Source organism: Apolloniradiicaulis salifontis (assembly GCF_053756655.1).
Map to the genome: position 1 here is coordinate 820,737 of NZ_CM132387.1, position 26,768 is coordinate 847,504.

26 protein-coding genes are annotated in these 26,768 nt (G+C 68.0%); 20 read left to right on the plus strand and 6 right to left on the minus strand.

Annotated features, from left to right (window positions below):
- Positions 1-15: 15 nt before the first annotated feature.
- The 15 genes from ACWCOP_RS03925 (at position 16) to ACWCOP_RS03995 (ending at position 16,183) form a co-directional block, all read left to right on the plus strand.
- Positions 16-1,356, plus strand: coding sequence for a hypothetical protein (locus ACWCOP_RS03925; protein ID WP_478249923.1), 1,341 nt, complete (start codon positions 16-18; stop codon positions 1,354-1,356).
- 40 nt (positions 1,357-1,396) lie between these two features.
- Entirely contained in the window at positions 1,397-2,050 is a 654-nt protein-coding gene (locus tag ACWCOP_RS03930; protein WP_478249924.1) for a DUF938 domain-containing protein, read from the plus strand.
- Positions 2,047-2,997 (plus strand): tetratricopeptide repeat protein, encoded by a 951-nt coding sequence (locus tag ACWCOP_RS03935; protein WP_478249925.1) that lies wholly within the window; start codon positions 2,047-2,049, stop codon positions 2,995-2,997. Before ACWCOP_RS03930 ends, ACWCOP_RS03935 begins: the two co-directional genes overlap by 4 nt.
- Complete coding sequence (gene ccmE, locus ACWCOP_RS03940) at positions 2,994-3,488, plus strand: cytochrome c maturation protein CcmE (protein WP_478249926.1); 495 nt, start codon at positions 2,994-2,996, stop codon at positions 3,486-3,488. Before ACWCOP_RS03935 ends, ccmE begins: the two co-directional genes overlap by 4 nt.
- Positions 3,489-5,453, plus strand: a complete 1,965-nt coding sequence (locus tag ACWCOP_RS03945) for a heme lyase CcmF/NrfE family subunit (RefSeq protein WP_478249927.1) — start codon at positions 3,489-3,491, stop codon at positions 5,451-5,453.
- The gene (locus tag ACWCOP_RS03950; RefSeq protein WP_478249928.1) at positions 5,450-5,827 is read left to right on the plus strand and encodes a cytochrome c-type biogenesis protein; all 378 of its coding nucleotides are present in this window, start codon (positions 5,450-5,452) and stop codon (positions 5,825-5,827) included. Before ACWCOP_RS03945 ends, ACWCOP_RS03950 begins: the two co-directional genes overlap by 4 nt.
- A 104-nt stretch (positions 5,828-5,931) precedes the next feature.
- Positions 5,932-7,137: a bifunctional alpha/beta hydrolase/OsmC family protein gene (locus ACWCOP_RS03955; protein ID WP_478249929.1), complete on the plus strand. Its 1,206-nt coding sequence runs from the start codon at positions 5,932-5,934 to the stop codon at positions 7,135-7,137.
- A 179-nt stretch (positions 7,138-7,316) separates the two neighbouring features.
- Positions 7,317-8,792: a Do family serine endopeptidase gene (locus ACWCOP_RS03960; protein ID WP_478249930.1), complete on the plus strand. Its 1,476-nt coding sequence runs from the start codon at positions 7,317-7,319 to the stop codon at positions 8,790-8,792.
- Between the two features lie 75 nt (positions 8,793-8,867).
- On the plus strand, positions 8,868-9,539 hold the full coding sequence (locus tag ACWCOP_RS03965; RefSeq protein ID WP_478249931.1) for a response regulator transcription factor: 672 nt from the start codon (positions 8,868-8,870) through the stop codon (positions 9,537-9,539).
- Between the two features lie 15 nt (positions 9,540-9,554).
- Complete coding sequence (locus ACWCOP_RS03970) at positions 9,555-10,988, plus strand: sensor histidine kinase (RefSeq protein ID WP_478249932.1); 1,434 nt, start codon at positions 9,555-9,557, stop codon at positions 10,986-10,988.
- Positions 10,989-11,040: 52 nt separating this feature from the next.
- Positions 11,041-13,932, plus strand: a complete 2,892-nt coding sequence (locus tag ACWCOP_RS03975) for a bifunctional [glutamine synthetase] adenylyltransferase/[glutamine synthetase]-adenylyl-L-tyrosine phosphorylase (protein WP_478249933.1) — start codon at positions 11,041-11,043, stop codon at positions 13,930-13,932.
- Between the two features lie 52 nt (positions 13,933-13,984).
- Positions 13,985-14,611 carry an EF-hand domain-containing protein gene (locus ACWCOP_RS03980; protein ID WP_478249934.1) on the plus strand — a complete coding sequence of 209 codons (627 nt, stop codon included), beginning with the start codon at positions 13,985-13,987 and terminating at the stop codon, positions 14,609-14,611.
- A gap of 5 nt (positions 14,612-14,616) precedes the next feature.
- Positions 14,617-15,261: an RNA polymerase sigma factor gene (locus ACWCOP_RS03985; protein WP_478249935.1), complete on the plus strand. Its 645-nt coding sequence runs from the start codon at positions 14,617-14,619 to the stop codon at positions 15,259-15,261.
- Complete coding sequence (locus tag ACWCOP_RS03990) at positions 15,258-15,668, plus strand: hypothetical protein (protein WP_478249936.1); 411 nt, start codon at positions 15,258-15,260, stop codon at positions 15,666-15,668. The genes ACWCOP_RS03985 and ACWCOP_RS03990 overlap by 4 nt, the downstream gene beginning before the upstream one ends.
- A complete protein-coding gene (locus ACWCOP_RS03995) occupies positions 15,668-16,183 on the plus strand; it encodes a periplasmic heavy metal sensor (protein ID WP_478249937.1) in 516 nt (171 codons plus the stop codon). The genes ACWCOP_RS03990 and ACWCOP_RS03995 overlap by 1 nt, the downstream gene beginning before the upstream one ends.
- 106 nt (positions 16,184-16,289) lie before the next feature.
- Here ACWCOP_RS03995 and ACWCOP_RS04000 read toward each other — a convergent pair whose 3' ends face one another.
- From ACWCOP_RS04000 to ACWCOP_RS04015, 4 genes are all read right to left on the minus strand, one after another.
- Positions 16,290-18,863, minus strand: coding sequence for an ATP-binding protein (locus ACWCOP_RS04000; RefSeq protein ID WP_478250650.1), 2,574 nt, complete (start codon positions 18,861-18,863; stop codon positions 16,290-16,292).
- Between the two features lie 208 nt (positions 18,864-19,071).
- Positions 19,072-19,632, minus strand: coding sequence for a response regulator (locus tag ACWCOP_RS04005; protein ID WP_478249938.1), 561 nt, complete (start codon positions 19,630-19,632; stop codon positions 19,072-19,074).
- 68 nt (positions 19,633-19,700) lie between these two features.
- Positions 19,701-20,249, minus strand: coding sequence for a hypothetical protein (locus ACWCOP_RS04010; RefSeq protein ID WP_478249939.1), 549 nt, complete (start codon positions 20,247-20,249; stop codon positions 19,701-19,703).
- A gap of 82 nt (positions 20,250-20,331) precedes the next feature.
- Positions 20,332-20,778 (minus strand): DUF6491 family protein, encoded by a 447-nt coding sequence (locus ACWCOP_RS04015; protein WP_478249940.1) that lies wholly within the window; start codon positions 20,776-20,778, stop codon positions 20,332-20,334.
- Positions 20,779-20,937: 159 nt separating this feature from the next.
- On the opposite strand from ACWCOP_RS04015, the gene dusA reads away from it, so the two are divergent.
- Positions 20,938-21,939, plus strand: coding sequence for a tRNA dihydrouridine(20/20a) synthase DusA (dusA, locus tag ACWCOP_RS04020; RefSeq protein ID WP_478249941.1), 1,002 nt, complete (start codon positions 20,938-20,940; stop codon positions 21,937-21,939).
- Positions 21,936-22,751 carry a sulfite exporter TauE/SafE family protein gene (locus tag ACWCOP_RS04025; protein ID WP_478249942.1) on the plus strand — a complete coding sequence of 272 codons (816 nt, stop codon included), beginning with the start codon at positions 21,936-21,938 and terminating at the stop codon, positions 22,749-22,751. The genes dusA and ACWCOP_RS04025 overlap by 4 nt, the downstream gene beginning before the upstream one ends.
- Here the strand turns inward: ACWCOP_RS04025 and ACWCOP_RS04030 are convergent.
- A complete protein-coding gene (locus ACWCOP_RS04030) occupies positions 22,748-22,960 on the minus strand; it encodes a DUF1289 domain-containing protein (RefSeq protein ID WP_478249943.1) in 213 nt (70 codons plus the stop codon). The two genes, ACWCOP_RS04025 and ACWCOP_RS04030, sit on opposite strands and share 4 nt — an antisense overlap.
- Positions 22,961-23,103: 143 nt before the next feature.
- On the opposite strand from ACWCOP_RS04030, the gene ACWCOP_RS04035 reads away from it, so the two are divergent.
- Positions 23,104-24,384: a NupC/NupG family nucleoside CNT transporter gene (locus ACWCOP_RS04035; RefSeq protein ID WP_478249944.1), complete on the plus strand. Its 1,281-nt coding sequence runs from the start codon at positions 23,104-23,106 to the stop codon at positions 24,382-24,384.
- 7 nt (positions 24,385-24,391) lie between these two features.
- On the opposite strand, the gene ACWCOP_RS04040 is transcribed toward ACWCOP_RS04035, so the two are convergent.
- Complete coding sequence (locus tag ACWCOP_RS04040) at positions 24,392-24,682, minus strand: GIY-YIG nuclease family protein (protein WP_478249945.1); 291 nt, start codon at positions 24,680-24,682, stop codon at positions 24,392-24,394.
- A gap of 292 nt (positions 24,683-24,974) precedes the next feature.
- Between ACWCOP_RS04040 and ACWCOP_RS04045 the strand changes: the two genes are divergently transcribed.
- Positions 24,975-26,330: a M20 metallopeptidase family protein gene (locus tag ACWCOP_RS04045; protein WP_478249946.1), complete on the plus strand. Its 1,356-nt coding sequence runs from the start codon at positions 24,975-24,977 to the stop codon at positions 26,328-26,330.
- A 12-nt stretch (positions 26,331-26,342) separates the two neighbouring features.
- Entirely contained in the window at positions 26,343-26,759 is a 417-nt protein-coding gene (locus tag ACWCOP_RS04050; RefSeq protein WP_478249947.1) for a RidA family protein, read from the plus strand.
- The last annotated feature ends 9 nt before the right edge of the window (positions 26,760-26,768 follow it).

A 26,768-nucleotide genomic window follows, 5' to 3' on the forward strand; every position in this document is an offset into this window, starting at 1 on the left:
ACGTGTTTGGGGTCCATGGTCATGGCATCGCTGCCCGACGCCAAGATAGGCAAGCTGCGTCTTCTGCTGAGCTCGCTCAAAGGCGATCGGGCCGCGCGTCTGTGCCAGATGGCGTCCCAGGCCGATCCGGGGCTTGGCCGCGTGCTGGAGTTTTGCTCCAGCGAGCCTGCAGACGCGATTCGCGCGCGCTTCTTTCTGCCGCTCAAGGCGGTGTCCGGGGAGCCGGGCGTTGATCCGCCGTCTCGAAGTTACGCCCCGGCGAGGCTCCTCAAAGACCTCTGGAGCTGGCTCGAAGACGACCTCGATCCCGAGCTTCCAAAGGCCGTGCGCGCCGTGGTCATGCAAAATCTTAGCGCGGCGCCGGACGGAAGCCTGGATGCCCTGCGCCGGCGCGCCGCTGACGCGATCGAGGCGGGCGTCAAGGCGGCCAAGGACGATCCGCGCGCCCTGAAGCGTCTCAAAGTGCGTCTGGATGTGAGCCATTTCGAGGATGTCGACCACGCGGTGTCGCTGCTGCGCTCTGCGCCGGTGCTGCGCAAGGCGGTGGCCGGGCTTCCCGCCGAGATCGTGGAGATGACCGACTCCCTCGCCGCCCAGATTCGCGACCGGTATGAAGCGGCCGCCGAGGCCGATCCCGACGCCGGGGTCTGGACCTTGTTTTTGATCATGAGCCGGTTTCAGCATCCCTGGCGGCTCTTGCGCGTGTTCGAGCGGATCGCCCGGCGCGGCGATGATCTGCTGGTCTCCCAGACCGACATGGCCCATATCGGCGAGGCGCTTCTGGCCGACGCCGAGTTCCACCTGAAGCGTTTTTCGACGCCGCCCGCGGCCCGTGAGGCGGCGGTGGACGCCGCAGAAGCGCTGGCGGCCTTTTCCGCGATCACGGTGGGCATGACCCGCGAGATCGGCATTCGCAAGGACGGCCCCTGGGGCAAGCGTGTCTACGCCCTGAGAGCGCGCGCCAGCGAGCAGATGAGCGCGATCCATGACGTCGCCCGCGACATGGTCGCCCGCGCTGCGCCGGAAGGCGGCTCCTCACAGCGCCGGGCCGGGCGCAGGGACGGCGAGGACCTTACCGAGCGCGCCGAAGCGCTCTGCCTGTTCCTCTATCTCAGCCGGGACGACGCCGGCCGCGCGGCGGTGGGAAGCGCCCATGCGGCGGTGATGAAGGACATCATTGAACGCCTTGAAGATGCGGGTCAGCGCCTGCTGGAGAGCCTGCGCAGCGGTGCGTCCGGCGGGCGCGAGGAGGTCCAGGCGCGCGCCGTACAGATCGCCGCCCTGATGCGGGCGGCCGGGGAGACCGAGGCGGCCGGCGTGCTGCTGCGCCGTACCGCCGCAGCGTGCGCCGCCTAATTTCCTTCAAAAGACCGGTGCGAACGCCTATCTAGGCTCCATGTCGAACCGCGAAGCCAACCCCATCGCCCTGGAAGATCGGATTGCGGACGCCGCGCGCCTGTCTTCGCCCAGCGCCGGGCGCAACAAGGCCTCCATCGCGCAGGCGCTGGCGGGACTATTGCCAGAACGCGCCCGTGTCCTGGAGATCGCCTCGGGCACCGGCGAGCACGCCCTGGCTTGCGTCGCCGCGAGGCCGGACCTCTTCTGGACGCCCAGCGATCCCGATCCCGCCTCGCGGGCCAGCGCCGATTCGTGGGCGGCGGAGGCGGACGGGCGCATCAGCGCGTGCCTGACCATCGACGCCGCCGTCTCCGGCTGGGCGGACGCCCTGGACCGCGTCGACGCAGTGTTTTGCGCCAACATGATCCATATCGCGCCGTGGAGTGCGGCGGAGGGATTGTTTTCCGGCGCTGCGTCACTGCTGAAGCCGGGCGGCGCGATCCATCTTTACGGGCCGTTCCTGGACCAGGAGGCGAGCGCGCCGTCCAATCTGGCTTTCGACGCCGACCTCAAGCGCCGTGATCCGCGCTGGGGCGTGCGCCAGCGCGCCGATATCGACCAGCTGGCGGCGCAATGCGGGTTCCAGCCCGCCGGGGATATCGAGATGCCGGCCAATAATCTCCTCCTCAGTTTTTCAAAGGCCGGCGCATGATCGTCGTGGTTCTCATCTGCGGCGTGCTTGGCGCGCTGGCCGCGCTTTACATTGCGCGGCCTTTTTCCGGGCTGAAGGCGCGCCCCGCGCGGCTGGCGGGGCTGGCCTGCGCCGGGCTTGTGGCCGTGGGCGCGCTGGGCGCCTATCTGGTCAACGGCGAACCCACGACGCCGAGCGCGCCCTACGCCGAGCTCGCCGAGCGGCTGCGCAACGCCGATCCCATGACGCTGTCGCCCATCGAACAGGAAGAAGTGCTGCGCGCGGCCCTGCGCGATAACCCGCGCGACGCCGAGGCGCTCACCCTGCTGGGCCGCTATCTGGCGCGCACCGACCGGGCGCTGGAGGGCGTCGGCTTGCTGGAGCGCGCCGTGCGCGTCGAGGAAACGGCGCGGCGCTGGTCGGAGCTGGGTCAGGCGCTGGTCAATCTCAATGACGAGGTGACGATTCAGGCGCGCCAGGCGTTCAACCGCGCCATCGCTCTGGATCCCAGCCTGCCCGAGCCGGCCTTCCTTCTGGGCGTCGCCGCCTATGAAAGCGGCGACCGCGCCGCGGCGGCGCAGGCCTGGGCCGATATCCTCGCCCGGCTTGATCCGGAAAATCCCTTCCGTCAGGCGATCGCGGCGCGCGCCGCCGACCTATTGTCGCGCCCGCGCGGCGGACCGGATGCAGACGGCGCGGCGCCCTTCGCCGAGGCTGCGCGCGACGGCGCCGATGTGGACGAGATGATCGCCTCCATGGTGGACGGGCTTCAGGCGCGCCTTGACGAAGACCCGGACGATTTGTCCGGTTGGCTTTCGCTGGTGCGCGCGCGCATGATGCAGAACGAACTCGAAGAAGCGCATATCGTGCTGGCGCGGGCCCGGGAGGTTTTCGCCGAAGAGCCCGGCAAGCTCGCCATGATCGCCGCCGTTGAGAGCGCCTTGACCGTTCAGGAGACCGACGCGTGAGAAAAGCCCGCCGCCGCCTCTTCATCATCGCCGCCGCAGGGGGCGTTCTGGTCGCCGCCGGCGCGCTGGCCATGACCGCCATGCGCGACGCCATGGTGTTCTTCTATTCGCCCGCCATGGTGGCCGAGAGCCCGCCCGAGCCCGGCCGCCGCGTGCGGGTCGGCGGGCTGGTCGTGGACGGCTCCGTGCAGCGTCACGGGTCTGGCGGCGCCGACTTCACCGTCACCGACGGCGCCGGAGAAATCCGGGTCAGTTTTGAAGGCGGACTGCCTGATTTGTTCCGCGAGGGGCAGGGCATCGTGGCCGAGGGCGCCTTCGCCGAGACCGGGGTTTTCGCCGCCACCAGCGTGCTGGCCAAGCACGACGAAACCTACATGCCGCCTGAAGTCGCTGCAGCGCTTCGCGAAAGCGGGCACTGGCAGGACGGCGATGGCTATGGCGAGACCGCAGGTCCCGGCGCGGCGCGTCCGGTCGGGGCGGGGAGCCGCTAGATGATTGCTGAGATCGGACGATTTCTGATCGCACTGGCGTTCATCGCCAGCGTCGTGCAGACCGTGCTGGCCTGGCGCGGCGCCGACCAGGGCGGGCGCGGTCCCGCCGCCGCGGCGGGCCGGGCGGCCACCGAGATCGCCGTTCTGGCGGCCGGGGCTGCGTTTCTCCTGCTGATAGCCAGCTTCATCCGCTCTGATTTCTCCATCGCCTATGTCGCGGCCAACTCCCATGTGGACAAGCCGCTGCCCTACAAGATCGCCGGCGCCTGGGGCGGCCACGAAGGCTCCATGCTGCTGTGGTGCTGGATTCTGGCGCTGTTCGGCCTGGGCCTGGCCATGATCGGTCCGCGCGACGCCGCCCTGCGCAGCCGCTCGGTGAGTTTTCAGGGCCTGCTGCAGACGCTGTTCTTTGCGTTCCTGGCCTTTGCTTCGAACCCGTTCGAGCGTGTTTTTCCGGTTCCGATCCAGGGCTCGGACCTCAATCCGCTGCTTCAGGATCCCGCCCTCGTGATCCATCCGCCCATGCTCTATGTCGGCTATGTCGGGCTCTCCACCGCCTTCGCCATCGCGGCGGCGGGCCTTGTGCAGAAATCCGGCGGCCGCGAGCTTGCCGGGGCGTTGCGGCCCTGGGCGCTGGGCGCCTGGACCAGCCTCACCGCCGGCATCGCGCTGGGGGCCTGGTGGGCCTATTACGAGCTCGGCTGGGGCGGCTGGTGGTTCTGGGATCCGGTTGAGAACGCCAGCTTCCTGCCCTGGCTCCTGGGCGCGGCGCTGGTCCACTCGGCCATCGCCACGGAGAAGCGCGGCGCGTTTCCCGGCTGGACGGTGTTCCTGGCGCTCCTCGCCTACATCCTGTCCATCCTCGGCGCCTTCCTGGTGCGCTCGGGCGTTCTGACCAGCGTGCACGCCTTCGCGCTCGATCCTGAGCGCGGGGTGTTGATCCTGGGCATGCTGGGGGTCTCCTCGGTGGCCGGCTTCCTGCTGTTTGCGACGCGCGCTCATACGCTGGGCGAGGGCGACGGGTTCGAGCCGACCAGCCGGGAAGCGTTCATCGGCGCCAATAATCTTCTGCTGGCGGCCTCGGCCGGGGTGGTGCTGGTGGGCACGCTTTTGCCGCTTATCTATGAGGCGCTGAATCTGCCGACACCGTCGGTGGGGGCGACGTATTTCAATCTTTCGGTCAATCCGCTGCTGCTGGCCGCGGTGTTGATGATGCCGCTTGCGCCCTTCCTGCCCTGGGCCAATGGCGGGGCGCGGCCCGGGCTTCACCAGATGAAGGCCGCCCTCCTGCTGGTCCCGGTGGCCGCGGTGGGCGGCGTGCTCATCTATGTGGGCGCGCCGGTGCTGGCGGTGATCGGCGGCGCGGTGGGCGTCTGGGCTATTTCCGGCGCCGTGATGGACGCGCTCAACGCATTGCCGGCAGCCAAGGCCCGCGGGGCGCGCTTCGCCGCCACCGGACGCGCGCTCGCCCATGCCGGGGTCGGCCTGATTGCACTGGGCGCTGCGGCCGACGCGTCGCGTCCGCCCAATATCGAGACGACGCTGGCCATTGGCGAAAGCCTGGATGTCGCCGGACGGACCCTGACGCTGGAGAATGTGAGCCGGGCCGATGGTCCCAACTACATGGCCGACAGGGCCGAGATCACGGTCTCTGGAGACAGCTCGGGGACCATGGCGCCGGAGCGGCGCTACTATCCGGCCGCCGACCAGACCACGCGTGAAGTGGCGCTGAAATCGCGCATCAGCGGCGATCTCTACGTGTCTGTGGGCGAGGCGCGCTTGCGCGACGACGGAAGCACCGCCTTCCAGATCCGCGCCCAGTATCACCCGCTTGTCTGGGCGCTGGGCCTGGGCGCCCTGTTCATCGTGGCGGGCGGCGGCCTGGCGCTTACCGGGCGCGTGCGCGCCAATGCCCCGGTGCGCGGGGCGAGCCCCGTCGCGGCACGGGTGGAACCGGCTGAATGAAGGTCTTTCTGATCGCCCTCGCGCTGGCTGTTCAGACGGCGCCGGAGACAGGCCCGGCCCTGCCGCCGGAAGATGAGGCGCGCGCCCAGGATCTGATGCGCGAGATCCGTTGCATGGTGTGTGCGGGCGAGTCGATCATGGACTCCAACGCCGGCATGGCGCTGGACATGCGCCGCTATGTCCGCGAGCAGGTGGCCCAGGGCGCCGCGGACGGCGAGGTGCGCCAGTCCCTGGTGGAGCGCTTCGGCCATGAAGTGCTCATGCGTCCCAGCTTTGACGCCCGCTCCGCGCCCCTCTGGATCGCGCCGCTGATCTTCCTGATCCTGGGCGGGGCGCTCTTGTTTGCGACCATGCGCAAGAAGCGCGGCGTCTGATCGGTTAAGCCGAACTCGTATATGAGCGGACACGGGCCCGTGACTTCCTAAGCGCGCTCACCGGGCCTAGGGTCTTCGGTGTTCACAGCACGCGAGGGCGGGTCATGGCGATCACCGAAAAAGTCGAGTTTGACGGCGCCTCCGGCGACCGGCTGGCCGCGCGGCTTGAGCGCCCCAACGGGCCGCCTCTGGGCTGGGCGCTGTTCGCCCATTGCTTCTCCTGCTCCAAGGACGTTCACGCCGCCCAGCGGATCTCGCGCCGCCTGACCGAGCACGGCTTTGCGGTGCTGCGCTTTGATTTCACCGGGCTGGGGCAGTCCGAAGGCGATTTCTCCAACACCAATTTCAGCTCCAACGTGCATGACCTGGTCAAAGCCGCCGAGTGGCTGGGGACGAACCATGAAGGCCCAGGCCTCCTGGTGGGTCATTCGCTGGGCGGGGCGGCGGTGATCGCGGCGGCGCCCCAGATCGCCTCGGTGAAGGCGGTGGCCACTATCGGCGCGCCGGCGGACGCCGCCCATGTGCGCCATCAATTCATCGACCACGTGGACGAGATCGAGACAGAGGGCCTGGCGCGGGTGAAGCTCGCCGGGCGCCCCTTCACCATCAAGAAGCAGTTTCTCGACGATATCGAAGGCCATTCGCTGGACGAGATCGTCCACACGCTGAAAGCCGCGCTCTTGATCTGCCATTCGCCGCTGGACGAGACGGTGGGGATCGACAACGCCACGCGGCTGTTCGTCGACGCGATGCACCCCAAGAGCTTCGTCAGCCTGGACACGGCCGATCACCTGCTCTCGAGGGCTGAGGACGCCTATTTCGCCGCCGACATGATCGGCGCCTGGGCCAGGCGCTATGCCCACACCCTCACGCTTCCCGAGCCGCCAGACTTCGCCGGCGATCGCTGCGCCACCGTCTCCGAGACCGGACTTGGCGGATTTCATAGCTGGGCGCGGGCGGGCAGCCACAGCTTCATTGTCGATGAGCCCGAAGAGCAGAAGGGGCTGGACGGCGGACCGCACCCCTATCAGCTCCTGTGCGCGTCGCTGGCGGCCTGCACCACGATGACGCTGCGAATGTACGCCAACTTCAAGGGTTATGAGTTCGGCCGCATCACCACGCGGGTCACCCATGCGCGCGACGCCGACAGCGCAGCGAAGGCGAGCCGCGACATCTTCAAACGCACCATCCATGTGGAGACGCCCCAGAGCGAGGCGATGCAGGTGAAGATCCTGGAAATCGCCAATAAATGCCCGGTTCACAAGACACTGGAGCGCAGCTCCACGATCGAGACCGACACCCGGGGCTGACGTGTACGGAAACCGGCGCCCCACGCGCGGCGTTGCCCTGACGGGCCGAAGGTGCACATTACGGAAGCGTAAGCTTGCGGTAATATGGCCGTGATCCGACATCCATCATGACTCACTCCATCGGGGCCGCCGGGTTTTCCCGCGTCTCCCCACGCAGCGATAAGGATCGCAACACACGCATGACCCTCAAACAGCGTTTGATACTCCCCGCCGCCGTTCTCTGCGCCGCGCTGGCGGGCCTGCCCGCTTCAGCCCAGGACCAGCAGGGCGCCGCCGGCCCCTACGCCTACGCCGCGCCCAACAGCGCGCCCATGAGCTTTGCAGACCTGATCGACCGGGTGAGCCCGGCCGTGGTCTCCATCGAGGCGCGCGGTTCGACTCAAGCCTCCGAAATGCCGGACCTGAGCCAGATGCCGCCGCAGTTTCGCGAGTTCTTTGAGCGCTTCGGCGGGCTGCCGGGCCAGCAGGCCCCGCGTCCGCGCCGCAGCCAGGGCTCGGGCTTCTTTATCTCAGCTGACGGCTATGTGGTCACCAACAACCATGTGATCGAAGGCGCGGACGAGATATCGGTGGGTCTGGCCGACGGCCGCAGCCTCGCCGCTGAAGTGGTGGGCACGGATGTCCCGACCGATCTTGCGCTCCTGCGCGTGACCGAGGACGGGGCGCCCTTTGACTTCGTGGAGCTTGACCGCGATCTCGACATTCGCGTCGGCGACTGGGTCGTTGCGGTGGGCAATCCCTTCGGTCTGGGCGGCACGGCGACGGCGGGCATCGTCTCGGCGTCCGGCCGCCAGATGGGACCGCAGCAGGCCTATACCGACTTCCTGCAGATCGATGCGCCCATCAATCGCGGCAATTCGGGCGGGCCGACCTTTGACCTCAACGGCAATGTGGTGGGCGTGAACTCGGCCATCATCTCGCCCACCGGCGGCAATGTGGGCATCGGCTTTGCGATCCCCTCCGATCTGGCCGCCCAGGTGATCGACCAGCTCATTGATAACGGCCAGGTGCGCCGCGGCTATCTGGGGATCGCCCCGTCCGATCTTACCGACGACCTGAAAGAGGCCATGGGCCTTGATGCGGACGTCGAGGGCGTGCTGATCAACCAGGTGATCGCCGGCACTCCGGCCGCCGCCGGCGGCTTTGAAAACGGCGACATCGTCACCCAGATCAACGGCCGCGCCGTGGACAGCGCCCGTGAACTCACCCGCCGCGTCGGCGCCGTTGCGCCGGGCGAGCAGGTGCGTTTCACCGTTCTACGCGACGGCCGCGAGCGCACCTTGCAGGTCGAGCTCGCCGAGCGTCCCGGTGAGGACGAGATGCAGCCGACCGGTCCGGCCCTTGAGCCTGGCCAGATGCAGATGTTCGGCATGACTCTGGAAGCGCCCGACGATGAGACCCGTGAGCGCCTCGAGCTAGGCCAGCGCGGTCTGGTGGTCGTCGAAGTCGAGCCGCAATCGGAAGCCGCCGAAAAGGGCCTGCGCCCGGGCGACGCGATCGTGGAGGCGGTGGGCAGCGATGTGACGAGCATCGAGGACTTCCGCTCCGCTGTGGAGGATGCGCGCGAGCGCGGCCGCGCAGCGGTGCTGGTCTATGTGCGCACCCAAGGCGGGCAGGGGCGCTATGTCGCCCTGGAGCTCGACAGAGAAGAGTAGGGCGGGGTGGGCGCGCCGGACGGGAGTCGGCGCGCCCTCACGCTTTTGATGATCTTGCAGGGGAGGCTGAACGCAATGCGCGTTCTCATCGTTGAAGACGATCGCGAGGTCGCCAAGAATATCGCCAAGATGCTGCGTGAGAACGGCCATGTGGTCGATTGCGCCCATGACGGTGATGACGGCCTGGCCATGGCCCGAGAAGGCGCCTTCGACGTGCTGATCGTCGACCGGATGATGCCGAAACGAGACGGCCTCTCCATGATCTCCGAACTGCGCGGGGAAGGCGACAAGACGCCGGCCCTGGTGCTCTCGGCCATGGGCGAGGTGGATGACCGGGTCGAAGGCCTCAAAGCCGGCGGCGACGATTATCTGGTCAAACCTTATGCACCGTCCGAACTGCTCGCCCGTGTTGACGCGCTGGCGCGCCGGCGCGATCCGGACTCCGCCAAGACGAGGCTCTCGGTGGGCGATCTGGAAATGGACCTGCTGGCGCGCACCGTGCGCCGCGGCGAGGAGGCGATCCTCCTGCAGCCGCGCGAGTTCCGCCTGCTGGAATTTCTCATGCGTCACGCCGGTCAGGTGGTGACGCGCACCATGCTGCTGGAGAAGGTCTGGGACTATCATTTCGACCCCCAGACCAACGTCATCGATGTGCATATCTCCAGGCTGCGCTCCAAGATCGACAAGCCCTTCGGATCAACCATGCTGCACACCGTGCGCGGAGCGGGTTATCGTCTCCAGGCGTAAAGCTGCGAGGCTGATGTGACCGCCGAACACAGCGTGCGCCGGCGCATGCCGGCCTTCATGCGGACCACCGCGTTCAGGCTGACGCTTCTAAGCGCCGGGCTGTTTGCGCTGTCCAGCTTCGTGATCCTGGCGCTGGTCTACGCCGCCTCGGTGGGCGCGGCCATGCGCCGGGCCGACGCCGCGATTTCCGAAGAGATCGCCCGCATCGAGGCGCGTTTTGACGCCGGCGGCGCCGAAGCGGCCAACCGCTACATCGTGCAGCGCTCGGTGGGCGGCGGCGAGTTTCTCTATCTTTTGCTGGGTGACGAAGGCCGGCGCATCTCGGGCAATATCTCCGGGCTGCCCGCTGCGGCGCCGGACGCGGAAGGCCGGGTGCGCTTCGTCTATGACCGCGCCCCCGCCGATGGCGTCCAGGCCAGCGAGGACGGACGCGACGCGCGTGGGCGCATCGTTAATCTGGCCACGGGGCAGAAGCTCTTTGTCGGCATCGACGTGGAGGAGGAGTCCCGCTTTGTCGGAGAGACCCTGAACGCGGTGCTCATCGCCTCCGCAGTCGCCCTCGCGCTGGGCCTTGTCTCCGGCTCGGTGGTGTCGCGCCGGTTCGCGCGGCGCCTGGAAGCCATCAACACCGCCTCGCGCGCGGTCATGTCCGGACGCCTGGACACCCGCGCGCCGCGCACCTTCTCCGGCGACGAGCTTGACGATCTCTCATCCAATTTCAACGCCATGCTGGATCGGCTGGAGCGGCTCATGCACCGCATGCGCTCGGCGGGCGATTCCATCGCCCACGATCTGCGCCTGCCGCTGACGCGCATGCGCGGACGCCTTGAAGCGGCCATTGTCGAGGACGGCGATATTGAGGCGCGCGAGGCTGCGCTTTCCCAAGCCGTCTCCGATGTGGATGAGCTTTTAAAGACCTTCAACGCGGTGATGTCGCTCTCCCGGCTTCAGACCGGGGAGCGGCGCCAGGCGTTTGAGACGCTTGATCTGTCAAACCTCGTGGCCGACGTCGCCGAGCTTTATGAGCCGTTGTGCGAGGAGGACGGCACCGAGTTCGCTTGCGACTGCCCGCCGGGCCTGACGCTTTTGGGCGACCGCGAGCTGATCGCTCAGGCGATCGCCAATCTCCTCGACAACGCCGTGAAATATACGCCGGCGGGTGGCGCGGTGGTGCTGCGCGGGCGCATCACCAGCGAAGCCCGCATCGAGATCTCCGTCACCGACACCGGCCCCGGCATTCCAGTGGACGAGCGCGAGCGTGTGCTGGAACGCTTTGCGCGGCTTGAGAAAAGCCGCTCCCTCCCGGGCGTGGGGCTCGGCCTGTCGCTGGTGCAGGCCATCGCCGAGGTCCACGGCGCCGACCTCACCCTGGACGACGGCCCCGGCGTCACCGAGGACGGCCATGGCCCCGGCCTCAGGATCGCTCTTTGCTTTGCGAAGGCGAAGTAGGGGGCGCATCGGGGGGCTCGGCATTCGGGCCTCATGGGGTTAGCGTCCCGCCATGACCGGCGCGCTCCCCACCCGCATTTCCACCACCCTGCCTGTGATTGACCCGGCGCGCGCCAGACGTGCACGTGAGCGTATAGGGGGGGAGGCTTACGAGGCGTGGGGCGAAGGGGCTGAGTTTCTGGACGCGGTGTTCGCCGCCGCGCCCTATCTGGCGCGCACCGCCGCGCGGCGCCGTCAGACACTGGAGCGGCTCGCCCATGAGAGCCCGGAGGCGCTGGTGGAGGCGGCGTGCGCCGCCGCGCGTGAGGCTGCTGGGCTGGATGAAGCGCCTGCGATGGAGGCGTTGCGCCTCGCCAAGCTTGATCTTCATCTGGTCACGGCGCTGGCGGATCTCTCCGGCGCGTTCGACCTGCGCCAGGTCACGCGCGCGCTCTCTGACTTCGCCGACGCCAGCGTTCAGGCGAGTCTGGCCGTCGCCGCCCGCTCTTGCGGATTTGACCTGGCAGACCCCCTCGATCCCATCCCCGGCCTGTTTGTCCTGACGCTTGGAAAGCATGGCCAGCGCAGCCTGAATTATTCGTCCGACGTGGATCTTACGGTGTTCTGGGAGCCCGAGGCGGCGCGCCCGCCTGAAGGCAAGGACGCCCATCGCGCCTTTGCGCGCGTGGCCCAGAGGCTCGCCTTCGTGATGGAAGATCTGACCGCCGACGGCTATGTCTTCCGCGTCGACCTGCGGCTGCGTCCGGACCCGTCCTCCACCCCCGCAGCGGTGAACGCCGACATGGCGCGCCATTATTTCGAAGCGGTGGGCCAGAACTGGGAGCGGGCCGCCTACGCCAAGGCGCGCTGGTGCGCCGGCGATCAAAGCGCGGCTGAGGGTTTTCTCCTCGACCTTGAACCTTTCATCTGGCGGCGCACGCTGGACTTCGAGGCGGTGGAGGACATCCACGCCCTCGCCAGGCAGATCCAGGCGGTGGGCCGGCGCTCTCGCATCGAGATTCCCGGCCATGACGTGAAGCTGGGCCGAGGCGGGATCCGCGAGATCGAGTTTTACGCCCAGGTGTTGCAGCTGGTCTTCGGCGGGCGGCGCCCGCAATTGCGGGCCGCCTCCACGCTGGAGGCTCTGGCTGCGCTGGCTGCCGAGGGGCTGGTTCCAGCCGAGTCGGCCGCCCAGATGAGCTGGGCTTATAGCGAACTGCGCGGCGTCGAGCATCGAATCCAGATGCTCAATGACGAGCAGACCCAGTCATTGCCACGCACAGACGAGGCGCGCAGCGCGGTGGCGGCCCTCACCGGCGAGCGCGTACTGGCGAATTTCGACGCCCGGCTCACCGAGATCTTCGCCCGCGTCCACACCCTGTTCTCCGATCAGTTTCAGGGCGGCGAGAGCCTCGCGACCCGCGAGGGCAGCCTGGTCCTCACCGGGGTGGAACCGACGCCGGACACGGTCACGACCCTTGAAAAGCTGGGCTTCTCCGATCCGCAGCGCGTGTGGGAGACGCTCGCCGGCTGGGCCGCCGGCCGGGCGCGGGCGGCGCGCACAGAGCGGGCGCGCGCCCTGTTCTCCCGCTTTGCGCCGCGCCTGGTTGAAGGGCTCGCCGACACCGGCGATCCCGACACGGCGCTGGCGCGTTTCACCAGCTTTTTTGAAGGACTGCCCAGCGGGGTTCAGCCGCTCTCCCTTCTGGTCAATCAGCCAAGACTCGCCAGCAATCTGATCGATATTCTCGGCCTTGCTCCGCGGCTGGCGGAGATCCTGGCGCGCCGCCCGGCGCTGCTGGACGTGATGCTGGAGCCGAGCTTTTCCATCCCTCTCAGCGAGGATCCCGCCGATCGGGAGATGCGGCGCTTTGAAGGGGTGGCCCATATGCCCTTTGAAGAGGCGCTGAACGCAGCCCGGCGCCTGGCGCGCGAGGAGCGCCTGCGCATCGGCGCGCAGCTTCTTCTGGGCCAGGCCACCGCCAGCGATGCGGGCGCGGCCTTCGCCGATCTCGCCGACGCGGCGGTGGACGCCATGGCGCGCGCAGCCGAAGGCGAGCTTGCCCGCAAGCACGGACCCGCGCCCGGCGCCTGGGCGGTGCTTGGCATGGGCAAGCTTGGCGGGCGCGAGCTCAGCGCGGATTCCGATCTCGACCTCATCGTGGTCTATGAGCCCAGCGCCGCCCAGTCCGACAGCGAAAAGCCGCTGGGCGCGGAAGCCTGGTTCATCCGGTTCACCCAGCGCCTGGTCACAGCGCTGTCGGCGCCCACCGAGGAGGGCGACCTCTATCCCGTGGACATGGCGCTGCGCCCGTCAGGCTCGGCCGGGCCCATCGCGGTGCGGCTGGCGCGCTTTGCGGCGTATTACGAGAGCGACGAGGCCTGGACCTGGGAGCGCATGGCCCTGACGCGGGCGCGCATAATCGCCGGGACTTTGCGCGAACCGCTGGAGCGGGCGGTGGAGGCGGCCATCGCCAAGCCCGTCCCGGCCGATGAGATAAGGGCCGACGCCGCAGACATGCGCGCCCGCCTGCAGCGCGACAAGCCGGCCAAATCGCCCTGGGATCTCAAGCTGCGCGAGGGCGGGCTGATCGAGATCGAATTCATCGCCCAGACCGCCCAGCTCATCGCGCGCACCCGCGCTGCGCCGCGCACGCGCGCCGCGCTGGAGATGCTTGCCGAAGCGGGCGCGCTCAAAGGCGATCTCGTGGAGCGTCTGCTCGCCGCAGAAGAAGATTACGCCGCCCTGACGCAGCTGGTGCGCGCGGCCCATGGCGGCGGGTTTGATCCGGGCGGCGCCAGCGCGCCCTTCGCCGGGCGCCTGGCCGTGGCGGGCCGAGCCGAGGATCTGACCGAACTCGCCGGCCGCCTTGACACCCATGCGCAGGCGGTGCGGGCGGCGTTTGAGACGGAGATCGGTCCTGTGCAGTTCAAGAGCGACGGAATAGCGGAGCCCGACGCGTAATCCCATCAGAAGGCGGCGCTGAGCCGTCTCGATGATGCTTACGGAGAGCGATATGAAAACAACCTTGATTCTCACCGCCTCTGCTCTGGCCATCGCCGTCACCGGCCTTGCTTCGGCGCAGCCCGCTCCTGACGCGCCGCGCGGCGAATATGCCCGTGAGCACGGTGACGCCCCTCAGGCCGGACGCCGTCACCGCGAGGGGGGGCATCACCGAGGCGGCCGGGGCGCCATGCGCGCCCTGATGGCGCTGGGCGCGGCGGACGCCAATGGCGACAATCAGGTCACGCGGGCCGAACGCGACGCGTTGCGCGCCGAAGAGTTCGATTTCCGCGACCGCAATGCGGACGGCTATCTTGATGCGCAGGACGCCTCGCCGACCCGCCAGCGCTTCGCTGAAATGCGAGAAGAAGCGGGCGCCGAGCGCGAGGGCGGGCGCGGCCGGGCCGGGCGCATGGCGGCGGTGGACGCCGATGGGGACGGCCGCATCTCGCGCGCCGAGTTCACCGGCGCGCCGAGCCCCATGTTCGACGCTCTTGATGCGAATTCTGACGGCGTGGTGACCGGTGCGGAGATCGACGCCCGACTGGCTGAGCGCCGGGAAGGCCGGGAAAGCCGCTGGGAGGGCCGCCGTGAAGCCATGGCCGAACGGCGCGCCGCGGCGGCCTGGTGGCGCGACTAGGCTCCATGAGCCGTCCCGTCCTTACACGTGTGGGAGGATCCCCCCGCTTTGACGGCGAGGACGGGCGGATTGCGGCAGACCGGGCGCTTGCGCACGGCGTGGGGCGCGGCGATCGCGATGCGGTCGCCACGCTCACCGCGCGGTGTCTGCCGCTGGTGACCGGGCTTGCGGCGCGCACCCTGCGCGACCCAATCGAGGCCGAAGACGTGTCCCAGGACACTTTTTTGAGGGTCTGGCGCAAGATCGGCCAGTATCAGCCCGAGCGCGCAAGGCTTGAGACCTGGGTGGCGCGCATCGCACTTAATCTTTGCTATGACCGCCTGCGAAAGCGCGGCGAGGCGCTGATGGGTGACGACACGCCCGAGCTCGCCGAGCCCCGCGCCGGGGTCGAAGCGGCTCTGGCCGCCGGAGCTGATGCACGCCGGGTGCGCGCGGTCGTGGCCGCCTTGCCGGTGCGTCAGCGCGCCGCCCTGGAGCTGTGCCATTTCCAGGACATGGGCAATATCGAAGCTGCAGCCGTGCTGGACATCAGCATCGAGGCGCTTGAAAGCCTGCTGGCGCGGGGACGGCGGACGCTGAAGACGGCGCTGAGCGATGAACACGCGGACTTGCTGGCCGGCCTCGGCGCCGGCCATGGAGGCGAGACATGATGACGCTTGAACGATTTTCCGCCCTGTGCGCCGCCTATGGCGGCGATTTTGAGCGCTGGCCCCCGGCCGAGCGCGACCCCGGCCGCGCCTTGGCGCAAACCACGTCTGAGGCGCGCGTTGTGCTGCAACAGGCGCGGTTGCTGGATGGCGCGCTGGAGCACGCGAGGTCCGCGCCCGCCAGCGATGAACTCGCCCGCCGCATCGCCGCCAGTGCGCCTCGCGCTAAGCGGGCGCCCGCCCCCACGCCCGCCTGGGCGGCCCTGGCGGCGGCGCTGGCGCTCACCGTGGGTCTTGGCGCGGGCTGGCTTGGCGCAGCGCCCGGCGGGACGGGCGATGTGGATCTTTACGCCAATGCGTTCGGCGCGCTGGACGACAGCGCGGCGCTAGAGCTTCTGGAGGATGCGTGATGGGCCGGATCAATATCTGGATCGTGCTTTTGCTGGCCTCGGTTTTGTTGAACGGGGTGCTCATCGGCGCGGCGGCGCGCGATGGTTTTGGGACCGCGGCCGCGCCGGAAGCGCAGGACCGCGGCGAGCGGAGAACCGGGCGCGCGCCGCGTGGCGGGTTCGACCTGCGCGGCTTTGTGGAGGCGCTGCCCGACGATGTGCGCGCCGACACCCGCGCCCGCTTTGATGCGGTCCGGCCCGAACTGCGCAGCCTGGGGCGCGACGCCTACCTGGCCCGCCGCACAGCCATGGCGGCGCTGGGCGCTGAAGGTTTTGAGGTCGAGGCGGCGGCGACTGCGCTTGGTGATGCGCGCCGGGCGCGCAGCGAGCTCGAGGCCGCCACCGAACGTGTGGTGCTGGAGGCGGTGGCCGATCTTGACGCCGAGACCCGGCGCGAGGCGCTGCGCGCGGCGCTGGGACCACGCGCCCTGCGCCGGGCTGATCGATCCGGTCCGGCGCCGGAGCCGGAGGGGTGAGCCTGGAGCGATTTCGGTCGATCCTGATCGACCAATATCGATCTAAACTTTTGATTTTTCGCCTTTTCGAACCGCGAAACCGGTACCCACTTTCGCTGAAAAGGCTCTAGTGCAGCGCGCGGGCGGAGCGCGGCGCCTGGGCCTCCAGTGTCGCCGCCGCCGAGGCGTCGCTATGGACGCCCGGCACGCCGCCGCCATCGCCGGGCTGGGGCCTGGCCTGGCTGGGCAGCGAGAACGACACCGTGGTGCCCTTGCCCAGCACTGAGTCGATGCGCAGCGCGCCGCCATGCATCTCCACCAGCGATTTCGACAAAGCCAGGCCAAGGCCCGAGCCCTGATGCTTTTTCGAATGCTGGTTCTCGATCTGCTCGAACGGCCGGCCGACGCGCGGCAGATCCTCTTCTGAAATGCCGATGCCGGTGTCGGCCACCTGCAGCACCACGCCGTCGGCGGCGTCGAACCCGCGCACGATCACCTTGCCGCCCTCGGGGGTGAACTTCACCGCGTTGCTCATCAGATTGAGCATGACCTGTTTCAGGGCGCGCGGATCGGCCTCGATGCTCGGCAACACCCCGCCGGCGATCTCCAGCGTGATTTCTTTCTCGTCGGCGCGGGCGCGCATCAGGCGCACGCACTGCTCGATGAGGTCGGACGGGTCCAGCGGTTCAGATTGAAGCTGCATCTTGCCGGCCTCGATCTTGGACATGTCGAGAATGTCGTTGATCAGCGACAGAAGATGCTGGCCGGAGGTCAGGATGTCGCCGACATAATCCTTGTAGCGCGCATCGCCGAGCGGGCCGAACATCTCCCCGGCCATGATCTCGGAAAACCCGTTGATTGCGTTGAGCGGGGTGCGCAGCTCATGGGACATGTTGGCCAGAAACTCCGACTTGGAACGGTTGGCTTCCTCGGCGCGGATCTTCTCCTGCTCGTAATTGGCGGCGAGTTCCTGGACGCGCTCCTGGGACAGGCGGAGATTCTCCACCGTGCGGCGCATCTTGCGGTCGTTTTCCTTCAGCGCGGCTTCCTGGCTCTTCAGCGCGGTGATGTCGGCGCCCACGCTCACCAGGCCGCCGTCGGCGGTGCGCCGCTCCGAATAGCGCAGCCAGCGCCCGTCGCCGAGCTCGAGGTCATAGGCTTCAGAGCTGTCTTCGCCGCCATGGATGCGCTTGATGGCGCGCCCGGCCACGTCCTCCACCTCTGCGTAGCTCATGCCGGTGCGCAGCTTGCCGTCCGCAAAGCCGAAGAACTCGCGGAATTTACGGTTCCACAGCACCAGGCGCCGGCGCGCATCCCACAGGACAAAGCTCTCCGACATGGACTCCAGCGCCGCGCGCAGGCGCGATTCCGCCGCCGCGACGCGGGCTTGCGCGCCCTTGCGCTCGGTGGTGTCGATGGCGACGCCCACGATGCGGCGCGTGCCGGGCTGCAAACGCCCGCGCAGCTGCAGCCACACCGGCAGACCCGCCGCGCGCAGTTCCAGATCCACATCCTTGGCGTTGGCGGCGCCGCGCAGCGCCGCGCGCAGCCGCGGCTGATCCTCCTGGCGGATCAGGCGCAAAAGCTCCGGCCCGCTCATGACCTCCGCGCCCGCCCGTCCGATCAGGCGCGCAAAGGAGTCGGTGAGCACCACCTCATCCTCATCCAGATCCCAGTCCCACACCCCGCAGCGCGCGCCCTCGATGGCCAGGCGCAGACGGTTTTCGCTGTCGCGCAGGCGCACCTGAGTGTCGTCCAGCTTGCTCATCTGGCTCCGCAGCATGATCAGCAGCGCCATGGCGGTGCCAAGCGGCGCCAGAAACAGCAGCACATGGAAGAACACCGTGTCGCGCCAGGCCGCGCTGTCGAGCCCGGACGGGCCGATGCTCATGGCCGTTAGAGGCGCGCCATTGATCGGGGCCGCGCCCAGCACGCCCTCAGCGCCGGCGAAGTCGGCGCCCGGCGCCGCGCCGCCGGTGCGGGCGATCTCGGCGACCAGCCTGGAATCAAGACCGACAAGGTCGGCGATGCGCGGCGCACCGGTGAAGGCCGTGCGCGGCGCAGTGGCGAGAACCTGGCCGTCGATATCGGTTAGAATGGCGATTTCACCGACCCGGCGCGGCCCCAGTAGCGGGGCCGGGTCAAGCACCGCCACAAGCGCCCCCACCGATCCGTCGGCCAGGGGCGCCGGGCGCACCATGGCCAGCGGAGTGGACAGGCCGGGCAGGGCGATGATCTCGCCCTCGCCCGCCAGCGCGGCCTCGGCCACCGCACGCAGAGCTTCACCGCCATGGACTCCGGCGGCGATCACCCGCCCGTCGGGCAAAAGCAGTCCGGCGCCGCTGACCGTGGTGAGTGCGGTGAGCATCTCCACGCCGCGATAGGCGGCTGCGTCCAGCGCCTCGCCGGACAGGGCCTGAAACTGGCTGGTGCTTGCAGCGAGCGCGCCGCGCACTTCGGCCAGGCGGCCCTCGACATCTTCAGCGAACAGGGCGGCGGTGCGCGCGTGAACCGCGCGGGCGTCCAGATCGGCGCGCTGGCGCTCCTGGCCCAGCTTGACGAAGATCACAGCGCCGAACACCAAGGTGAAGATGATTACCGCCAGGATCACCGCGCGCGCGGAAAACGCCCGCGGGCGCGCGTGGCCTGCGGACGCGTCGCGAGCCTGTCCCGCACCCTGCGCGTCACCTGTCCGAATCATAGTCGCCAAGGTACGGCGCGCCCTGCACCGGCGTCCAGCAGTGAAGCGTTAACGCCAGGGCGAGGATCATCGGCTTTCAGCCGGATCCTGGCGCCATTCAGGGTGAGGCGTCCGCGGCGTGGTCTGCAGGCGCAGTGCTGTTGACCGTGCGCCTCGATGTCGCGCGGCAGAGCCACTCTCCGCAGCGGGCCGGCTGGATCGGCGCAGCTCAGGCTTGCTGAGCCTTCGGGCCGTCATCCGCATCGGGGCTGATCTCGTCTGGCTCTCGGGGTTTCTGGCCGGTGATCGGGGTTGTGCGCCGGTCAATGTTCTTTGGCGCGCCTTCATCGCGGCGCCGGCGGTCGGGACCGAAATAATTCGGCGCGCGCACGAAGGGGCGGGGCGTGTTGACCACTGCGGCGATCTTCATCCACAGCTGTTTTGCGGTGATCGGCTTGGCGCAGACCTCGGTCACCCCGGCGTCGCGCGCCGCCATGATCCGGCTGCGCTCGGTGTGAGCGGTCAGAAGGATGATCGGGATGAACGGATTGCGCGTGTCCTTGGCCGTGCGCACCAGGCGGGTGAACTCCAGCCCGTCCAGCATCGGCATCTGATAGTCCACGATGATGAAATCGATCGCTTCCTGGCGCGCGATGTCAAAGGCTTCCGCGGCGTCACGGGACTCGTAGGTGCGCGTGATTCCAAAGCCCAGCAGCAGGGAGCGGATGATCTGGATCATATGGGCGTTGTCGTCGATGACGAGGGCGCGCACATTGGAAAAATCGGCCATTTCCGTCCTTTTGACCTGACCGAACCGCCAAGTAGATCAGAGGTAGCCTCAGGCGGGTAAGCCGATGGTTAACCAGCTGCTCTTAGGTCTGCGTCGTCGTCGTCGGGCCGCGCCCGCACGGCGCGCACCATCTCCGCGGCGCGCTTGCCCAGGGTGACCAGATCAGCGCCGGCGTCGGCGTTTTCAGCCACCTCGCGCGCCAGCGCTTCAGCGAGCTGCAAAAGGCGCGGAGCATGGACGATCAGGCGGGCCTGGTGCTCGATACGGTCGGGATCGCGATCATATTCCGCGCCGGGGACACGCCAGCCGCCCCAGTTCTGGGCGTCGGTGACCACCACGGGATAGCTTCCCGGCTGGGGGTGGTGGGCGCATTCCTCGGGCGATTGCCACTTGTTCTTGGCGCGCATCAGGCGCCACCGGGAGGTGTCGCTTTCCTCCACCGCTTCAGCGGCGAGTTCGGCGGCGATGAAATCGCGCCCCAGCCCGCAGTCGTAGAAAATCTTCACTGGCTCTTCGACATCCTTGACCCACTGAGGCTTGATCTTCTCGATAACGGTCCAGGTGCCGACCGGTTTGACGAAGACGCGCTGATGCTTGTGGAACGCTGCTTTAGCCATTGCGAGCTCCTTTTGGGAGATCACGCTAGCAGGCTCATCCCAAGGCGCGGTTAAGCGCCGTGGTTAAGGCGCGGTTTACGTCCTAGCCGGCTTCCTCTTCCCCTTCGGCCGCCGCGTCCGGGTCCCATTCATAGATGGCCCGGATCCGACACCCTTGCGGCGCCGGCTCGCTTCTGCTCGGGCCTGTGAAGCTGCGATAGGCGATCACCGCGTCGCTCTGGCGAAGGCAGGAGCCGTACCGGTCAAAGGAGAGCGACTGGGCGAAATCGAGATCCGGGCAACTGAACGTATGCACCAGATACCAGTCGTTCACACCGGCCTCCAGCAAAACGGTGTTGTTCGTGGGGTCGCGGAAATTATCGATCTGGGAGCCAAAACAGATGCGGTCCACCCGTTCTCCCAGGCGCGGATCGCCCTGGTAATCCTCAAAGCCCTGTGGCCGGGCGTCGGCGCCCTCCATACCGGGGCCGGTCGAGCAAGCGGTCAGCGCCAGGGCTGAGGCGGCGAGGGCTGCTGTGCGAAAAACCATGGGTGTTTCCTCCGAAAAAGGGCGGATACCGGTGTGTCGATGATGATCGGGTGGCCAGGTTCCGGGCCTGCAGATCCGCCTCATCCTCATTATACCTGATACGCGCCCAGGCTGCCTGCGGATTTGCGCTTCGCGGCCGTCCGGCCTAAATGGCGCGCCATGAGCGCACCCACGCCCCCCGCCCTTGACCGCCGCTTTTGCGTGGCGCCGATGATGGACTGGACCGACCGGCATTGCCGGGCGTTTCACCGTGTCCTCACGCGCCGGGCGCTTTTGTACACCGAGATGGCGGTGGACCAGGCGGTGATCCGCGGCGACACCGGCCGCCTCATCGGCTTTGATCCGGCCGAGCATCCGGTGGCGATCCAGCTGGGCGGCGCGGACCCAAAGAGTCTCGCTGAGGCCGCGAAGATTTCCGAGCAGTTCGGCTATGCTGAAGTAAACCTCAATGTGGGCTGCCCGTCCGACCGGGTGCAGTCGGGCAAATTCGGCGCCTGCCTCATGCGCGAGCCGGAGCTGGTGCGCGACTGCCTCATCGCCATGGCCGAGGCGGTCTCCATCCCCGTCACCGTCAAGCACCGGCTCGGCGTTGACGATCAGGACCCGGAGACGACCTTGTCCGCCTTCGTCGATACCGTCGCGCAGTCCGGCGTCACCAGCTTCACCGTCCATGCCCGCAAGGCCTGGCTGAAGGGGCTGAGCCCGAAGGAAAACCGCGACGTGCCGCCGCTGGACTATGATCTGGTGAAACGTCTCAAGGCCCAGCGGCCCGATCTTGAGATCATCCTTAATGGCGGGCTCGCCGATCTTGACGCCGCACTCGCTGCGCAAGGCCCGCTGGACGGTGTCATGGTGGGGCGGGCGGCCTATCACACGCCCTGGATCCTCAGTGCGGTCGACAGCCGCGTGTTCGGCGCGCCCGATCCGGTGAGCGATCCTGTGGACGCAGTGCTCGCCTATCGCTCCTATATCGAGCGTGAGCTGGACAAGGGCGTGAAGCTGCACGCCATCACCCGGCACATGCTTGGCCTGTTCGCGGGCCGTCCGGGTGCGCGCAAATTCCGCCAGATCCTCTCTGAAAAAGCCAACCGGCCCGGCGCAGGCTGGGACGTAGTGGAAGAGGCGCTGGCCGCCGTGGCGCCGGAGCGCGTGGCGGCGTGATCGAGTATCTGCCCTTCATCGCCGCCCTTCTGGCCGTGGGCGCGGGCGCCGGCCTGATCGCGGGCATGTTTGGAATCGGCGGCGGGGTCGTCATGGTCCCGGCCATGTATTTCGTGCTCACAGCGCTCGGATATGGCGACACGGCGATGCACGCCGCAGTGGGCACCTCGCTCATGGTGATCGTGGCGACGTCGCTGCGTTCGGTGGCCGCTCACGCCAAGCGCGGCGCGGTGGATTTTCAGCTGGTCAGGACCTGGTCGCCCTGGATCGTGCTCGGCACGCTCGCCGGCGCGGCGCTGGCCGACATCGTACCCGGCCGTGTCCTCACCGCCCTGTTCGGCGGGGTGGCGCTGCTCCTGTCGGCCCAATTCTTCTTCGGGCGCCCCGACTGGAGGCTGGCTGAAGACATGCCCGGCCTGCCCTTGCGCGCGGTGCTCGCCGGCGCCATCGGCGTGCTCTCCGCCCTCATGGGGATCGGCGGCGGCGTTTTCGGCGTCACACTGATGAGCGTGTGCGGGCGCTCCATGCACACGGCGGTCGCCACATCGGCGGGCTTCGGCGTGGCGATCGGTCTGCCCGGCGCCATCGGCTACATGATCGCCGGCATGGACGAGGCGGGACGCGCGCCGTTCTCGCTGGGCTATGTGAACATGGCCGGCTTTGTGTGCCTGGCCGCGGCGGCGGTGTTTCTTGCGCCGGTGGGCGCCGCGCTGGCGCACAGGCTGAACGCCGCGCGCCTGAAACAGGCCTTCGCCATCTGCCTTCTCATCGTCGCGGTGAACATGCTGCGTGAAGCGGTGTTTGGCGGCTAGCGCCCGCTCTCACCGGTCTCGGCTTTCAGCGCCGCCCGGTAGGCCGCCTCGCGCGCCTTAAGCTCGCCCTTCATGGCCAGGCGCTCTTCATGGCTCATGGCGGTCCAGCGGCCCAGCTCTTCCAGGGTGCGAAAACAGCCCACACAGATGGACTGGCCCGGATCGACCAGGCAGATTTTCTTGCAGGGAGACCAGATGGGCTTGCTCATGGGGCCGTCATATAGCCGGGCGCCATTGAGGCGCAAGGCGCGCTGGCGTTTGCGACCGAATTAAGTATTGTGACGCCCCGTTGACGAAGGGGCTGCGGCGCTTCGGGGTTATTGGCGCCGCCACGCATCAGGGACATCGCACAATGCTGGAAGACGCCGGCCTGCAGCTGCGTAGCCTGCTTGGGATTTTCGCGTTTCTCGCCATCGCCTGGGTGCTGGGTCCGAGGAAGAAAATCCCGCTCATGCTCATCGCCGGCGCGGTGGCGGTGCAATTCGCCATCGCCGTCCTCCTCTTCTCGTTCGCTCCCACGCGCGCTTTCCTGTCCTCGCTCACCGGCGTAGTAGAGGTGCTGCAGCGCGCCACGACGCAGGGCACCAGCTTTGTCTTCGGTTATCTGGGCGGGGGCGAAATGCCCTTTGTGATTCGCGAGGGCGCGGAAGGGCTCACCTTCTCCTTCGCCTTCCAGGCGCTTCCCATGGTGATCGTCCTCTCGGCCTTGTCGGCGCTTTTATGGCGCTGGCGGATTCTGGAGTTCGCCGTGCGCGGATTCGCGGCGCTCTTCCGGCGCATCCTCAATCTGTCCGGCGCGGCGAGCCTTGGCGCGGCGGCGAACATCTTCCTCGGGATGACCGAAAGCCCGGTGCTGATCCGTCCGCGCCTGCCCACCATGAGCCGCTCGGACCTGTTTCTCATCATGACGGTGGGTTTTTCCACCGTCGCCGGCTCGGTGATGGCCATCTATGTCAGCCAGCTCTCCGGCATCCTGCCCGACGCGGCGGGCCATATCCTCACCGCCTCGCTGATTTCGGTGCCGGCCGCGGTGGTCCTCGCCCGGCTCATGCATCCTCAGGATCAGACCGAGGAGCAGGCCGAAAAAGAGAAGATCCCGGTCAACCTCTACCACTCCTCCATGGATGCGCTGACCGTCGGCGTCTCCGACGGCGTGCGCCTGTTTGTGAACATCATCGCCATGCTGCTGGTGTTCACTGCGCTTGTGGCGCTGGTGAACTTCTCGCTGGACGCTGCGCCGGACGTGTTCGGCGCGCCGCTGAGCGTGGAGCGGGCCCTGGGCTGGCTGTTCGCGCCTTTGGTCTGGCTGGCCGGCGTGCCGTGGTCTGAAGCGGCGCCCGCCGGCACGGTGATGGGGTTTAAAACCGCGCTCAACGAAATCTTCGCCTATGACGCGCTGGCCAATCTCTCCGATGAGATGAGCCCGCGCACCCGTCTGATCATGACCTATGCGGCGTGCGGCTTTGCGAACTTCTCCTCGGTGGGCATTCTGGTGGGCGGGCTGATCGCCGTGGCGCCCAGCCGCCGCGAAGACATCCTCAACTTGGCCCCCCGCGCCCTGATCTCCGGCACGCTCGCCACGCTGATGACCGGCGCGGTGATCGGCGCCCTGCCCATGGCGCTGTTCGGGTAGGGCTGTTTCAGGCCGTTAGATCCAGACCGAGATCCAGCCAGCCCGGATTCATCTCCTCGACGAGCCGGATCTTCCAGGCGCGCCGCCAACGCTTCACCAGATATTCCCTGCGATAGGCGGCGGTGAAATCGTCGAAGGGCTCGAACCAGGCCAGGCGCTTGCAATTGTAAGTTCGCGTAAAGCCGGCGATCAGACCGTCCCGGTGTTCCCCGATCCGTTTCGGCAAATCACTGGTCATCCCGGTGTAAAGCACGCCCCGGGGCCGGTTGGTCACGATATAAACGAAGCAGGCGGCCATGACTTTCTCGCGCGTGTTTCAATCCAGAAATCCCTTTTAACACGAATTCGTTTCCCGGTTCATCCCCCGGCGAAGGCCGGGGGTGAGACCGGGACCGCGCACCGGGTGCATGAGAAACGCCCTGAAGGCCTCACCGCCGCTCCAGCGTCCGCCCGGATGGGGCGCGAGGCCCCGGTCCCGGCCCCGGCCTTCGCCGGGACACGAACCGGGGAACGGCGCGCGCATTCGGCGGAGTTGACCTGCCTGCGTTCCGCGCGTGCAATGGCGAAAGAGACATAAGGGGAGAGTCGCCATGTCCTTTGCGCGCTGTTTACTGACCGCCGCCGCCGCCACCACCGCGTTCGTCGCGCCCGCCTTCGCGCAGGAGGACGGGCTGGGTCAGAGCCTTGAGGCGGACTGGACCGGCCACTTGCAGGGGCTCTACCAGCATCTTCACGCCAACCCCGAGCTTTCCTTCGTGGAGTTCGAGACCGCCGCGCGCATGGCGCAGGAGCTGCGCGCCGCCGGCTATGACGTCACCGAAGAAGTGGGGCGCACGGGCGTCGTGGCGGTGATGGAGAACGGGGAGGGGCCCACCATCCTCATGCGCGCCGACATGGACGGGCTTCCCATGCGCGAGCAGACACCGGTGGAGTTCGCCTCCACGGTCACGCAGGAAGACCGCATGGGCAATGAATTTCCGGTCATGCACGCCTGCGCCCACGATACACACATGACCGCGCTTGTGGGCTCGGCGCGCTGGATGGCGGACAATCGCGACCAGTGGTCGGGCACGCTGGTGCTGATCGCCCAGCCGGCCGAAGAAGTGGGGCTGGGCGCCGCGGCCATGTTGGTCGACGGGCTTTATGAGCGCTTCCCGACCCCGGACGCGGTGGTGAGCCACCACACCTGGGGGTATATGCCGGCCGGCCAGATTCGCTACGTGCCCGGCTTCGCCATGGCCAATGTGGACACCGTCGACCTCTATGTGAAAGGCATCGGCTCCCACGGCGCATCGCCGCATCTGGGCAAGGACCCGGTGGTGATCGCCAGCCAGATCGTGCTGGCCCTGCAGACGCTGGTGAGCCGCGAGCTCTCCCCCTTCGAGACCGGGGTCGTCACGGTGGGCGCCTTCAACGCCGGGACCAAACACAACATCATCTCCGACGAGGCCCATCTGCAGATCACAGTGCGCTCCTACACCGATGAGGTGCGACAGGACTTGCTGACGGGGATCGAGCGGGTGGCCAACGGGATCGCCATGGCGGCGGGCCTGCCGGAGGAGCTGATGCCGGTGATCGAGATCGATGAGACCTACACCCCGGCGGTTTACAACGACCCGGCGCTCTCCACCCGCGCCGGACAGATCCTGGAAGCGCGCTTCGGCGAGCAGGTCGCCACCACAGATCCTGTGACCGGCGGCGAGGATTTCTCGCGCTATGGCCGCACCGATGAAGACGTTCCGATCTTCATGTTCTGGGTCGGCGGCGCGCCCATGGATGTCTGGCAGGAGTATCAGGCGCGCGGCGAAACCCCGCCGGCCAACCACTCGCCCTTCTTCTACACCGACGCGCAAAGCGCGGTGACCATGGCCGCCGAGGGCATGACCGCCATTGCGCTGGATCTGTTCGCCAACGGCGTGCCGTCTGGCGAAGGCGCGGCGCAGTAGGCGCGGCGCTCCATGAAAATCGAACGACTGGCGGGGCGCGACCGGATCACCTCCGGCGCGCCCTGGGAAACCAGGGTCGGCTATCGCCGCGCCGTCATCGCGGGCGACCATGTTTCTGTCGCCGGTACGGTGGCGGTGGACGATAACGGCGCGCCGTTCGCCCGCGGCGACGCCGGTGCGCAGGCGGCGCGGTGCCTGGAGATCATCGTGGCGGCGCTCCAGGCCGCCGGGGCGCGGCCCGAAGACGTGGTGCGCACGCGGATGTTCGTCACCGATATGAGCGCCGAGACCCAGGCCGCGGTGGGCGCCGCCCATCACGGCGTCTTCGCCCATTGTCCGCCCGCATCCACCATGGTGGGCGTCAGCGCGCTTGCGCATCCAGACTTCATGGTTGAAATCGAGGCCGACGCGATTATTCAGGCCCGATAGCTCAGGCCT